Below are 12,081 nucleotides of genomic sequence, written 5' to 3' on the forward strand. Positions count from 1 at the left end.
CTTGCTGGCAGAAGCGCTCGAACACCTGGTCCGCGGGATTGTTGACAGCCCCGAGGACGTCAAGGTCAGTGCGAAGAACAACCGCCGTGGGGACACCCTCGAGGTGCGCGTTCATCAGGACGACCTCGGACGGGTGATCGGGCGCCAGGGCCGCACCGCACGTGCCTTGCGCACCGTGGTGGCGGCACTGGCCGATGGTGAGCCGGTCAGGGTCGACGTCGTCGATACCGACCGCCGCCGGTAGCGCAGCCAGCAACACTTGCCTTTAGTCCGGCCCCTCCACCAGCTTATGGTGGAGGGGCCGGACTGTTTTGCGCAGTAAGCGCCAACAAGCCCCAGACTTCAAGAAAAATCCGAACAGAGGAACAGATGCAGCTTCAGGTGGCACGAATCGGCAAGCCCCACGGCATCCGCGGCGAAGTGACCGTCCAGGTGCTCACGGACGCGCCCGGAGACCGCTTTGTTCCGGGCACGCAGTTCGTGGTGGAACCGGCCTCGGCCGGCCCGTTGACCGTGGAAAGCGCTCGCTGGAACAAGGACATCCTGCTGCTGGCCTTCGAGGGCGTGGAGACCCGCAACGACGCGGAAGCCCTCCGCGGCGCCAAGCTCTTCGTCGAGACCGAGGACCTGGCCGAGGAGGACGACGACGAGGGCTGGTACGAGCACGAACTCGTGGGCCTGGACGTCCKGGTCGGTGACACGGTGGTTGGGAAGGTCTCCGGGCTGCACACCTTCCCGGTCCAGGACCTGCTGGTGGTGACTGACCAGGGCGGGAAGGAAATCCTGATCCCGTTCGTGGAGCAGATCGTCCCCGAGGTCAATATCGCCGAAAAGTACGTCCTCGTCACCCCGCCGGACGGACTCTTCGAAGTCAACACCGAGACCGGAGCCACCGCCGACGACGGCGACAGCGACGACGGCGACTCCGACGGCGACAATGGCCCGGGGCCGGAGGGTACCGACGCGGGTGCCCGCGACGGGAACCGCGCCTGAGATGCGGATCGACGTCGTCAGCATCTTTCCCGAATACCTGGCCCCGCTGGAGCTTTCCCTGATCGGGAAGGCGCGCCAGGACGGGCTGCTGGACCTGAACGTCCACGACCTTCGGGACTTCACCACGGACCGGCACCGCACGGTGGATGACACTCCTTACGGCGGGGGCGCCGGCATGGTGATGAAGCCCGAACCCTGGGCCCAGGCGTTGACCGCCGTTGCCGAAGCCGCGCCCACGGCTGCCGCCGGCGGGGACGCCCGCAAGCCCGTGCTGATCGTTCCGTCGCCGGCGGGGGAGCGCTTCAGCCAGGCGATCGCGCACGAACTCGCGTACGAGGACCAGTTGGTCTTCGCCTGCGGACGCTACGAGGGCATCGACGAACGCGTCCTGGAGTGGGCCGCGGACCACTTCACCGTCCGGCCCATGAGCCTGGGCGACTACGTGCTCAACGGCGGCGAGGTGGCAGTGCTGGCCATGGTCGAGGCCGTCGGCCGTCTGCTGCCCGGTGTCGTCGGCAACCCCGAGTCGCTCGTGGAGGAATCCCACTCCGACGGCCTACTGGAATATCCGGTCTACACCAAGCCCTCCAGCTGGCGGGACCGCGAGGTTCCCGCCGTGCTGCTGAGCGGCAACCACGGCAAGATCGCGCAATGGCGGCGGCACGAACAGTACCGGCGGACCGCTGAACGCCGTCCGGACCTGCTCGACGTGTTCGACGCCGGCAAACTGCCCCGCGCGGACCGCACGGCGTTCGGGGAACTCGGATACGACGTCGTCGACGGCCGGCTCCAGCGCCGCAGCGACGCCTGAGCGAAGCCGATCCGGCGACGCCAATTCACCACAACGCCCCGGAATGTGGCAAAATTAGTCTTTGTGCCTGCTGGGTAGCGAACCTGCCACAGGGGGAGCGTGACCAACAGCGGCACCCCGGCCCCGTCAATTCCTGACGGAGCCGGAACGACAATACTTTCGGCGGGAATTTCCGGCGCGCAAATGCGCCCGGGCTTGGCCGTCGTGACCCAACGTGAATGACCTGTGGCGTTCACCAGGAGTGGATCAATGCATATCCTCGATTCCGTAGACGCAGCCTCGCTGCGCAACGATGTTCCCGAGTTCCGCGCGGGTGACACCATCAAGGTGCACGTGAACATCATCGAAGGCAAGAACTCCCGTGTCCAGGTTTTCCAGGGCTTCGTCCTGGGCCGCCAGGGCGACGGCGTGCGCGAAACCTTCACCGTCCGCAAGGTCTCCTTCGGCGTTGGCGTGGAGCGTACCTTCCCGGTGCACTCCCCGATCATCGACAAGATCGAGCTCGTCTCCAAGGGTGACGTGCGCCGCGCCAAGCTTTACTACATGCGTGCACTGCGCGGTAAGGCTGCGAAGATCAAGGAAAAGCGCGACTTCCAGACCGCCAAGTAAGTTCTCCGGACGATCCTGCGCGGATCCACGGACTGGTTCCGGCATCTGCCGCAACCAGCCGCCACTGCGCTGTTCAATTTAGAAGAGCGCCAGGGGACACGGATCATGGAACAGACAAAACGCCGGCCCAGGAAACTGGGCTGGCGTTTTGCGCTTCTGGGCCTGGTCCTCGCTGTCCTCATCAGCGGCCTGGTCCGCTCGCTCTGGCTGGACATCTACTTCATCCCGTCGGCATCGATGGAACCGCTGCTCCGCGACGGGGACAGGATCCTGGTTTCGCGCACGGACTTTGCCTTTGAACCGGTCCGCCGCGGCGACGTCGTGGTGTTTGACGGCCGCGGTTCCTTCGCCCCGCTCAACAGCGGCAAGGGCCCGGCGGCGGATTTCCTTGCCGGCGCCGGCCACTGGCTGGGCTTGACCGGCAGCGACACGACCTATGTCAAGCGCGTCCTCGGCCTGCCCGGCGACCACGTGGTCTGCTGCGACGCCGACGGCCGGCTCACAGTCAACGGCCAGCAAGTTGCGGAACCCTATCTGTATGCGGGCGATGCCCCAAGCCAGCTAAAATTCAGTGTGATTGTCCCGGCCGGCCGGCTCTGGCTGATGGGGGACCACCGGTCCAAGTCGGCCGACTCCCGCAGCCTGCTGGGGGCGCCGGGCGGCGGAATGGTCCCGCTGGACCGGATCATTGGCCGGCCGGTACAGATCATCTGGCCGCTTGATAGATTTGCAGCAATAGCGCGGCCCGACGAAGCCGCCACGACAATCAAGAACGGACAGTAGATGCCCGAGACCGGACCACGGACACCTGATCCGCAAGGGCACGACGAGCCCCTGGTGACCTCTCCGCCCACCCCCGACGCCGACCAGCCAGCCCCGGCACGTGCGCGCCGGGCGAAAGCTCGTGAGGGCCGCAGCCCCGTGTTCCTCTGGTTCAAAGAGGTCGCCACGGTGGTGGTGATCGCCGTCGTGCTGTCCTTCCTGATCAAGACGTTCCTGTTCCGGGCGTTCTACATCCCGTCCGAATCGATGATGAACACCCTGGACGTCAACGACCGAATCTTCGTCAACCTCCTGGTGCCGGAGCCGATCGCCATGCAGCGCGGCGACGTCGTCGTGTTCCGCGATACCAAGGGCTGGCTGGCTCCTGCAGCGCAGAAACCGGGCGGAGCCTTCTCCGGCGTGCAGGACGCACTGACGTTTGTGGGCCTGCTCCCGGACAACTCCGAACAGCACCTGGTCAAGCGCGTCATCGGCCTGCCCGGCGACCACGTGGTCTGCTGTGACGGCAGCGGCAGGCTCACCGTCAACGGGGCTCCGCTGGACGAGAAGTACATCAACAGCGCCGAGGTGCCGCAGGTGCGCGACTTCGACGTCGTCGTGCCGGCCGGCAAGGTCTGGGTGATGGGAGACAACCGGAACCACTCCGCCGATTCCCGCGCCCACATGGAAACCAACGGCGGCTTCATTGACGAAGCCGACATTGAAGGCAAAGCCGCAGTGATCGCCTGGCCGCTGAACCGGATCAGCGCCCTCGACAACTACCCGGACGTCTTCCGCGGCGTCCCGGCGGCGACCGGAAAGTAGGGACAACGGCCGTGTCCGAAGCTCCAACCCTCGACTACGAGCGCCGCTTCCGCGGCTCCGGCGCCCGGCTGCTCGCCGGGATCGACGAGGTGGGCCGCGGTGCCCTGGCAGGCCCCGTCAGCGTCGGGATCGCCGTCGTGGACCTGCACCAGCAGAAGCTGCTCGCGGACGTGCGCGACAGCAAGCTGCTCAAAGCCGCGGACCGGGAACGGCTCGAGCCGCTGGTGCGGAGCTGGAGCGTCGCCTCGGCCGTGGGGCACGCCAGCGCCGCGGAGATCGACGCGCTCGGGATCATCGGAGCACTCCGGCTCGCCGGCAACCGGGCCTGGTTCTCGGTGCTGGCCGCCGGCGTGACGCCGGACGTGGTGCTGCTGGACGGCAGCCACAACTGGCTTTCACCCGTGGCGCAGGCCTCCCTGTTCGACGAAGGGCCACAGGAGCCGGGCTGCGACGCGCCGGTGCACACCCTGGTGAAGGCCGACATGCAGTGCCTCAGCGTTGCCGCGGCCTCCGTTCTGGCCAAGGTTGAACGCGACCGCCAGATGACTGCCCTGGATACCGAGTACCCGGCCTTCGGCTGGAGCGAAAACAAGGGCTACGGCACCGCCGCGCACAAAGACGCGCTCCGCGCCTCCGGTCCCACCCCGTACCACCGCGTCAGCTGGCAGCTGCTCCGCGACTGAGCCGGGGCCGGCGGTGGCGCGCGGCCGGCGCCCGATGGTGCAAGATGGAACCATGAGTGCCGAGGACCTTGAAAACTATGAAACCGACATGGAGCTGCAGCTCTACCGCGAATACCGCGACGTCGTCGGGTTGTTCAGCTATGTGGTCGAGACCGAGCGGCGTTTCTACCTGGCAAACCACGTGGACCTGCAGGCACGCAGCGCCGACGGCGAGGTGTACTTCGACCTGACGCTGCAGGACGCCTGGGTCTGGGACGTGTACCGCTCCGCCCGGTTCGTCAAGAGCGTCCGCGTCATCACCTTCAAAGACGTCAACGTCGAGGAACTCCCGCGCAGCGAGGAGCTGGCCCTGCCCAAGGTCGAGGGCCTGGGCAACTGATCCCCGTCCCGAGCTGGTGCAAGGGCTGAAGTTACCCACATAGCCCAACCGGTGCCTGTGGCGGCGTCTTTTCAGGACGCACGCTGGAGGCATGAGAGCAAAGGATGTGCTGGGCCGCCGCGGCGAAGAACTCGCCGCCGGCTTCCTCGAAGCCCAGGGCATGCGGATCGTGGACCGCAACTGGCGCTGCCCGGAGGGCGAGATCGATATCGTGGCGCTCGACGGCGACGCCCTGGTCATCGCCGAGGTCAAGACACGTAAATCCCTCGCCTACGGGCACCCTTTCGAGGCCGTGGGCGTGGATAAGCTCGCGCGGCTGCACCGGCTGGCCTCGGCGTGGTGCCGGGACCATGAGCTGCGGATGCCGCTTCGACGTGTGGACGTCATCGCTGTACTCGACGACGGCACCGGCGGACCGGCCATCGAACACCTCAAAGGGGTGGGGTAGTTGGCGCTGGGGCGGACCTATTCGGTCGCGCTGGTCGGGTTGAACGGCTACATCGTCGAGGTCGAGGCCGACATCGGCCAGACCCTTCCGGCGTTCGTCATCCTGGGCCTCCCGGACGCATCGCTCAACGAGGCGAAGGAACGGATCCGATCCGCGGCGCAGAACTCGGGTATCCCATTGAGCCGACGGAAGATTACCGCGAACTTGATCCCGGCGTCGTTGCCCAAGCGAGGCTCCGGGTTCGACCTGTCCATCGCCATGGCCGTGCTGCTGGCCGCCAACGACGTCCGCCCCACCGGGCGGCATGTCTTCTTAGCGGAACTTGGCCTGGACGGACGCCTGCGCCCCGTGCGCGGCATCCTCCCGGCCGTCATGGCTGCCGTACAGGCGGGCTTTCCAGAGGTGGTGGTGGCGCAGGCGAACGCTGCCGAGGCCGCACTGGTGCCGGGCGCCCAGGTCCGCGGCTACCGGACCCTGGCCCGGCTGGCCTTCGACTTCGGCGCCGACCCGCAGGAGCTGGCCCTGGATTTCGAACCCGATGACGACGAACCGGACGACCCCGGGGCCGACGCCGGCGCCGACGTGGTGCCGGACATGTGCGACGTCTCGGGCCAGGGCGACGGGCGGCGGGCCCTGGAGGTGGCAGCGGCCGGGGCGCACCACGTCCTGCTCACCGGCCCCCCGGGGGCTGGCAAGACGATGCTGGCCGAACGGCTGCCGGGCCTGCTGCCGGACCTTGGCGACAGGGCGGCGATGGAAGTTACAGCAATCCACTCACTGAGTTCGCTGACGTCGGCCACGGTCACACTGCTGCGCCGGCCGCCCTACGAGAACCCGCACCACACGGCCACAGCGGCCGCGATCATTGGCGGCGGATCAGGGCTCCCGCGGCCGGGGGCGGCCTCCCGCGCCCACCGCGGCGTGCTCTTCCTTGACGAGGCCCCTGAGTACGAACGACGCGTCCTGGACGCACTCCGCCAGCCGCTCGAGAGCGGCGAACTGGTCATCCACCGCTCGGCGGGCACGGCAGCCTACCCGGCCCGGTTCCAGCTGGTCCTCGCCGCCAATCCCTGTCCCTGCGGCAAAGCCTCCGGCAAGGGGGTGGACTGCACCTGCACCCCGATGATGCGGCGCCGCTACCTCGCCAAGCTGTCCGGCCCGCTGCTGGACCGGGTCGACATCCAGCTGGAGGTTGAACGCGTGGCGCTCGCGGACTTCGGCCAGCCCCGCGGCGAAGAGACCACAGCCGAGATTGCGGTGCGGGTGCAGGCAGCCCGGGAGTGTCAACTGGACCGGCTCCGGCCGCTCGGGCTGGAAACCAATGCGCAGGTACCGGGCCGGGTGCTCCGCGGCCCGCTGCGGCTGGCAGGCCCGACCACCCGGATTCTCGACCGGGCACTGGAACGCGGCGCCCTCACGGCCCGCGGCTACGACCGGGTCCTGCGCCTGGCCTGGACCCTCGCGGACCTCTCTGCCCGCCCCGTCCCCGATGCCGACGACATCGGCCAGGCACTCGGCCTTCGGCAGGCCACAGCCACAGCCGCCTGACGGCGCCACGGGATGCCGGCATCGGAACCCCGGCTTGAGAAGAGAGCAGCACGAAGAGAAAGCAGCACCATGACTGAAAACGAACGGACTGCCCGGGCCGCGTTGTCCAGGCTCTTGGAACCCCAGGACGCCGCAGGCCTGGCGCTCGTGCGGGTCGCCGGAGCAGAAGACGCCCTGAGGATCGCGACCGGGCAGCTGACCGCAGGGCCCGGGCTGGAACAGGAACTCTCCCACGTGCTGGAGGAGCACGGCGCAGGCGGAGGCTGGACCGGGCTGGGCCTGGCACTGAAACGCTGGGCACCGAGAGTTCCCGACCTGGCGCCGGCGCGCGACCTCGCGACCGTGCAGCGCCTCGGCGGCCGCCTGATCATTCCGGCGGATCCACTGTGGCCCGGCCAGCTCGCGGACCTGGCGCTGCAGGAGCCACTCTGCCTCTGGTGGCGGGGCGTGGAGCAGGAGCTGCCGCCGGCGGGCAGAGCCATAGCGTTGGTGGGCTCCAGGGACAGCACCTCGTACGGCTCCGCCGTGACCGGCGATCTTGCCTACGCGCTGGCCCAGCGGGGGTTTACGATCATCTCCGGCGGAGCCTACGGCATCGACGCCCACGCGCATCGGGCCGCCCTGGCCGGTGCTGCCGGCGGCCTGCCTACGATTGCCGTCATGGCCGGGGGAGTTGACCGGTTCTACCCTGCCGGCAACGAGGACCTGCTCCGCGCCGTCGCCAACCAGGGAGCGGTCCTGGCCGAAGTCCCGCCGGGGTCGGCACCCACGCGATACCGCTTCCTGCAACGCAACAGACTCATCGCAGCCCTGGCCGCCGTCACGGTGGTGGTTGAGGCCCGGTGGAGGTCCGGGGCGCTGAACACCGCGCACCATGCCGAAACTCTGGGCAGGCCAGTCGGAGCGGTGCCCGGCTCGGTGCACAGCGCCAACTCGGCCGGCTGCCACCGGTTGCTGCGCGAGGGCGGGGCTGTGTGCGTCACGGACGCGGGCGAGATCGCCGAACTGGCCTCGCCCAGCGGCGACTCGCTGCCCGACGCCAAGTCCGGCCGGGTGGAAGCCCACGACGGGCTGACCCTGGAGGACCTGATCCTGCTGGACGCCTTGCCGCTGAGGATTACCAGTTCGGTTGAGAAGCTTGCCACCGTCGCCGGGCTGAGCGCCGAATCGGTCCGCGCAGGCCTCGGCCGGCTTGGCCTGCTGGGACTGGCCGAATCCCGAGGCGGCGGCTGGAAGCGGTCTTCCTCGGCGGGGTAACGCACGGGATCGGCCCGACCCGGCGGCGCGCCGACAAGCTCCACCAGCGCGGGCGTGAATGCTGGGAGAGTTGGAGGGTGCCGACCCAGCAACTGCCCACAGCGCTCGCCGAGGCCGCCCACGCTTTCGGCCGCTATCTGGATGCGGAACGGGGTCGCTCCGTGCACACCGTGCGCGCCTACCTCGCCGACGTCGGAAGCCTGCTGGCACATGCGGCCACGGAGGGGGCCGGGGACCTGTCCGATCTCGAACTTGGCACCCTGCGCCGCTGGCTGGGAGCCCAGAGCGAAGCGGGGAAGTCCCGCGCTACGCTGGCCCGTCACGCCGCCACCGCTAGGGCTTTCACCGCCTGGGCCGTCCGCGAGGAACTCATCGCCGTCGACCCGGCCCTGCGGCTGAGGGCGCCGAAGCGGGAAAAGTCCCTGCCCGGCGTGCTGCAGCAAGGGCAGGTGCAGCGGCTCGTGGCCGGGGCCGAGACGGCCGCAGCCGAGGGCGATCCGCTGGCCCTGCGGAACCGCGCCATGCTGGAGCTGCTCTACGCCACCGGCGTGCGCGTCGGGGAGCTGTCGGGCCTGGATGTGGACGATTTCGACCCGGACCGTCGGACGTTGCGGGTCATCGGCAAAGGCAACAAGGAACGCACGGTACCGTACGGCCTCCCCGCGGCGCTCGCAGTCGACGACTGGCTGCGCCGTGGACGTCCGGCCCTGGCTACGGACGATTCGGGCCCGGCGCTCTTCCTCGGCGCGCGCGGCAAGCGGGTGGACCAGCGGCAGGTCCGCAGCGTCGTGAAGGGGCAACTGGACGGGCTGGGGGACACCTCCGCCACCGGTCCGCACGCGCTGCGGCATTCGGCGGCAACCCACCTGCTTGACGGCGGGGCGGACCTCCGTGCCGTGCAGGAAATCCTTGGCCACAGCAGCCTGGCCACCACGCAGATTTACACCCACGTCTCGGTCGACCGGCTCCGCAAGAGCTACCTGCAGGCCCACCCGCGCGCCTGACCTGCCCCCTCCACCGCCACGCGGCAGAAGGCGGTCGGACGCCCGGCTGACGAGTTGGTCAGATAAAACGACTCGCCGGGGTGCGACGCGCCGAATTGCACTGGCGTAATTAGCCGGGGTGGGGCAGAATGAGATTCACGCCCGGCAACTTTCAAGTGGTGCTTGAAGCTCAAGAGCATCGTTTTCACCACCTGAGACCCGGACCTATTTTTTGCGGCACGGGGTTTCGAAACTGCTGCGAAAAATGCGATAGTGCTTTGAAAAACTGAATAGTCAGGCAGGGGCAACCGCCCCGCACACGGATCCGCGCAACAGACGGACATCCAGGCAGAGGTCGTTGGGGAAGACGTACCTATAGCTATGGAGGATGGAATGTCTGTTGCACTAACCCGCGGTGTCTTGTTCGTTCACTCGGCCCCGACCGCCCTGTGCCCCCACGTTGAGTGGGCCATTGGGTCTGTCGTGGACAAGCGGACGGACCTTGATTGGACTGCCCAGCCCGCTGCGCCCGGAATGTTCCGGGCAGAGCTCTCATGGACCGGAACAGCCGGGACGGGGGCTCAATTGGCGTCTGCTCTCCGGGGCTGGGCCCACCTGCGCTACGAGGTCACCGAGGAGCCGAGCCAGGGTGTTGACGGCGGCCGCTGGTCGCACACTCCGGAACTTGGCATCTTCCACGCCGTCACGGACGTACACGGCAACATCATGGTCTCCGAGGACCGCATCCGCTACGCCTATGAATCCGGCGCCGGCGACCCCTCCGCGGTCTACCATGAGCTCTCCCTCGCCCTTGGTGAGGCCTGGGACGAGGAACTCGAGCCCTTCCGGCACGCCGCCGAAGGCGCCCCGGTGCGCTGGCTTCACCAGGTCGGCTAGGACCGACACCCTCTGGACCCAGGTTTCCGCCGCCTGGCCCACCCCCACCGCACTCCATAGCAACGCCAAATGACAGATGGCGGCAATGTTCACGAAGAACATTGCCGCCATCTGTCATTTCGGCGTGCGGGCCGGAGCCGGCCCGAGCCCGCCTAGAGGCTGCGGACGGCGATGACGGCGTTGTGGCCGCCGAAGCCGAAGGAGTTGCTCAGCGCCACGATGCTTCCGCCGGGCAGCGCACGCTCGGAAGTGACGACGTCGAGCGGGATCTCCGGATCCTGGTTTTCCAGGTTGATCGTGACCGGCGCCTTGCGCTCGTACACGGCCATCACGGTCAGCACCGCTTCCACCGCGCCGGAGGCGCCCAGCAGGTGCCCCATCTGCGATTTAGTGGCGGAGACCGCCACGTTGTCGACGTGGCTGCCGAGGGCGGCCCTGAGCGCGGTGTATTCGGGCTTGTCGCCGACCGGGGTGGAGGTGGCGTGCGCATTGACGTGCACGACGTCCTCGGCCTGGATACGGCCGTCGAACATGGCCGCCTTGAGCGCCCGGGTGGCGCCGAGGCCCTCCGGGTCCGGGGCGGTGATGTGGTACGCGTCGGCGGTCACCGAGGTGCCGGCTAGTTCGGCGTAGATGCGGGCGCCGCGGGCGATCGCGTGCTCCTCGGCTTCGAGGACCAGCGCGCCGGCACCCTCACCCATGACGAAGCCGTCGCGGTCGCGGTCGTAGGGGCGCGAGGCGTGCTCGGGATCGTCGTTGCGGCGCGAGAGCGCCTGCATCGAGGCGAAAGCGGCAATCGGCATCGGGTGGATGGCGGCTTCGGCACCGCCGCAGACGACGACGTCGGCCTTGCCGGAGCGGATCAGGTCCAGTCCCACGTGCACGGCTTCGGTGCCGGACGCGCAGGCGGAGACGGGGGTGTGGGCGCCGGCGCGGGCACCCAGGTCAAGGCTGACAGCCGCAGCCGGGCCGTTCGGCATCAGCATCGGCACGGTCATGGGAAGGACCCGGCGCGGGCCCTTTTCGCGGAGGGTGTCCCAGGCGTCCAGGAGGGTCCAAACGCCGCCGATGCCGGTGGCGAAGGCCACGGCCAGGCGGTCGTGGTCGATGTCGGTGATGCCGGAGTCGGCCCAGGCCTCGCGGGAGGCCACCACGGCGAACTGCGTGGACGGGTCCATGCGCTTGGCTTCGACCCGGCTTAGGACGTCGAGGGCGGGAGTGGAGGCGCGTGCCGCGAAGTGCACCGGCAGCTCGTACTTGGCTACCCAGTCGTCCTCAAGCGTGTGCGCGCCGGAGACGCCCTTCAGCGCGTTCTTCCACATCGTGGGGACATCGCCGCCGATGGGCGTGGTGGCACCCAGACCGGTAATGACTACTTTGCGTGTCATGGGATCACTCTCTGTCGGTGCGCCTGCCGTGTCCGGAGCCTGATGGGGCGGCCGGGGCCTGCGTAAGGAAATCTCGGGGTGGTACTGAAAGAAGGCGGCCGTGGTATGCCGGCCCGGGAAGCTGTTGAAGCGTCCCGGGCCGGCCACAGGTCCGGCCGGAAGGGGCCGAAGCCGGGGTGCAGGCGGGATCAGGCCTGGGCGTTGGCGATGAAGCTGACAGCGTCGCCGACGGTCTTGAGGTTCTTGACCTCTTCGTCCGGGATGCGCACGCCGAACTTTTCTTCGGCGTTGACCACGATGGTCATCATCGAGATGGAGTCGATGTCCAGGTCCTCGGTGAAGGACTTGTCCAGCTCGACGGCCTCGGGGGCCAGGCCGGTCTCTTCGTTGACGATTTCAGCCAGACCGGCCAGGATTTCTTCGTTGCTAGCCATTGATGGCTCCTTTTCTTGTTGTTGCCGTCTGCTCCCGGCGCTTCCGGGCGTTTCTGGCGAAATG

At 68.3% G+C, this 12,081-nt stretch carries 15 protein-coding genes; 13 read left to right on the forward strand and 2 right to left on the reverse strand.

Translation table 11 applies throughout. The features are described 5' to 3' along the window. Nucleotide 1 precedes the first annotated feature (1 nt). The 13 genes from AC1DGI_RS02445 (at nt 2) to AC1DGI_RS02505 (ending at nt 10,195) form a co-directional block, all read left to right on the forward strand. Nucleotides 2–244, forward strand: coding sequence for an RNA-binding protein (locus AC1DGI_RS02445; protein ID WP_056426755.1), 243 nt, complete (start codon nt 2–4; stop codon nt 242–244). Nucleotides 245–369: 125 nt separating this feature from the next. Beyond that, nucleotides 370–993, forward strand: a complete 624-nt coding sequence (gene rimM, locus AC1DGI_RS02450) for a ribosome maturation factor RimM (protein WP_476897633.1) — start codon at nt 370–372, stop codon at nt 991–993. A gap of 1 nt (nt 994) precedes the next feature. Beyond that, nucleotides 995–1,804 (forward strand): tRNA (guanosine(37)-N1)-methyltransferase TrmD, encoded by an 810-nt coding sequence (trmD, locus tag AC1DGI_RS02455; protein WP_441403307.1) that lies wholly within the window; start codon nt 995–997, stop codon nt 1,802–1,804. Between the two features lie 249 nt (nt 1,805–2,053). Further along, nucleotides 2,054–2,413 (forward strand): 50S ribosomal protein L19, encoded by a 360-nt coding sequence (rplS, locus tag AC1DGI_RS02460; RefSeq protein ID WP_056738299.1) that lies wholly within the window; start codon nt 2,054–2,056, stop codon nt 2,411–2,413. A 105-nt stretch (nt 2,414–2,518) separates the two neighbouring features. Then, nucleotides 2,519–3,196 carry a signal peptidase I gene (gene lepB / locus AC1DGI_RS02465; RefSeq protein WP_476897634.1) on the forward strand — a complete coding sequence of 226 codons (678 nt, stop codon included), beginning with the start codon at nt 2,519–2,521 and terminating at the stop codon, nt 3,194–3,196. Continuing rightward, nucleotides 3,197–4,000 (forward strand): signal peptidase I, encoded by an 804-nt coding sequence (gene lepB / locus AC1DGI_RS02470; RefSeq protein WP_476897635.1) that lies wholly within the window; start codon nt 3,197–3,199, stop codon nt 3,998–4,000. Nucleotides 4,001–4,011: 11 nt separating this feature from the next. After that, entirely contained in the window at nt 4,012–4,683 is a 672-nt protein-coding gene (locus AC1DGI_RS02475) for a ribonuclease HII (RefSeq protein ID WP_476897636.1), read from the forward strand. A 52-nt stretch (nt 4,684–4,735) separates the two neighbouring features. Further along, a complete protein-coding gene (locus AC1DGI_RS02480; RefSeq protein WP_056426737.1) occupies nt 4,736–5,062 on the forward strand; it encodes a DUF2469 domain-containing protein in 327 nt (108 codons plus the stop codon). 91 nt (nt 5,063–5,153) lie between these two features. Then, a complete protein-coding gene (locus AC1DGI_RS02485) occupies nt 5,154–5,510 on the forward strand; it encodes a YraN family protein (protein WP_349411446.1) in 357 nt (118 codons plus the stop codon). Beyond that, nucleotides 5,511–7,058: a YifB family Mg chelatase-like AAA ATPase gene (locus tag AC1DGI_RS02490; protein WP_476897637.1), complete on the forward strand. Its 1,548-nt coding sequence runs from the start codon at nt 5,511–5,513 to the stop codon at nt 7,056–7,058. It abuts the gene before it with no gap. Between the two features lie 69 nt (nt 7,059–7,127). Next, a complete protein-coding gene (dprA, locus tag AC1DGI_RS02495) occupies nt 7,128–8,315 on the forward strand; it encodes a DNA-processing protein DprA (RefSeq protein ID WP_476897638.1) in 1,188 nt (395 codons plus the stop codon). 77 nt (nt 8,316–8,392) lie between these two features. Further along, the gene (locus AC1DGI_RS02500) at nt 8,393–9,319 is read left to right on the forward strand and encodes a tyrosine recombinase XerC (protein WP_476897639.1); all 927 of its coding nucleotides are present in this window, start codon (nt 8,393–8,395) and stop codon (nt 9,317–9,319) included. Between the two features lie 372 nt (nt 9,320–9,691). Next, on the forward strand, nt 9,692–10,195 hold the full coding sequence (locus AC1DGI_RS02505) for a DUF3145 domain-containing protein (protein WP_441402896.1): 504 nt from the start codon (nt 9,692–9,694) through the stop codon (nt 10,193–10,195). 152 nt (nt 10,196–10,347) lie between these two features. Here the strand turns inward: AC1DGI_RS02505 and fabF are convergent, their stop codons facing one another. After that, nucleotides 10,348–11,583 (reverse strand): beta-ketoacyl-ACP synthase II, encoded by a 1,236-nt coding sequence (fabF, locus tag AC1DGI_RS02510; protein ID WP_476897640.1) that lies wholly within the window; start codon nt 11,581–11,583, stop codon nt 10,348–10,350. 188 nt (nt 11,584–11,771) lie between these two features. Beyond that, the gene (locus AC1DGI_RS02515) at nt 11,772–12,017 is read right to left on the reverse strand and encodes an acyl carrier protein (protein ID WP_175320862.1); all 246 of its coding nucleotides are present in this window, start codon (nt 12,015–12,017) and stop codon (nt 11,772–11,774) included. Between the last annotated feature and the right edge of the window lie 64 nt (nt 12,018–12,081).

The sequence above is a fragment of the Arthrobacter sp. 05N428_2 genome (genome assembly GCF_056397065.1).

What these genes read in the sequence shown, in the direction of transcription:
- trmD (WP_441403307.1), top strand. Translation starts at nt 995, where the DNA reads ATGCGGATCGACGTCGTCAGCATCTTTCCCGAATACCTGGCCCCGCTG.
- rplS (WP_056738299.1), top strand. Translation starts at nt 2,054, where the DNA reads ATGCATATCCTCGATTCCGTAGACGCAGCCTCGCTGCGCAACGATGTT.
- lepB (WP_476897634.1), top strand. Translation starts at nt 2,519, where the DNA reads ATGGAACAGACAAAACGCCGGCCCAGGAAACTGGGCTGGCGTTTTGCG.
- lepB (WP_476897635.1), top strand. Translation starts at nt 3,197, where the DNA reads ATGCCCGAGACCGGACCACGGACACCTGATCCGCAAGGGCACGACGAG.
- AC1DGI_RS02480 (WP_056426737.1), top strand. Translation starts at nt 4,736, where the DNA reads ATGAGTGCCGAGGACCTTGAAAACTATGAAACCGACATGGAGCTGCAG.
- AC1DGI_RS02485 (WP_349411446.1), top strand. Translation starts at nt 5,154, where the DNA reads ATGAGAGCAAAGGATGTGCTGGGCCGCCGCGGCGAAGAACTCGCCGCC.
- dprA (WP_476897638.1), top strand. Translation starts at nt 7,128, where the DNA reads ATGACTGAAAACGAACGGACTGCCCGGGCCGCGTTGTCCAGGCTCTTG.
- AC1DGI_RS02505 (WP_441402896.1), top strand. Translation starts at nt 9,692, where the DNA reads ATGTCTGTTGCACTAACCCGCGGTGTCTTGTTCGTTCACTCGGCCCCG.
- fabF (WP_476897640.1), bottom strand. Translation starts at nt 11,583, where the DNA reads ATGACACGCAAAGTAGTCATTACCGGTCTGGGTGCCACCACGCCCATC.
- AC1DGI_RS02515 (WP_175320862.1), bottom strand. Translation starts at nt 12,017, where the DNA reads ATGGCTAGCAACGAAGAAATCCTGGCCGGTCTGGCTGAAATCGTCAAC.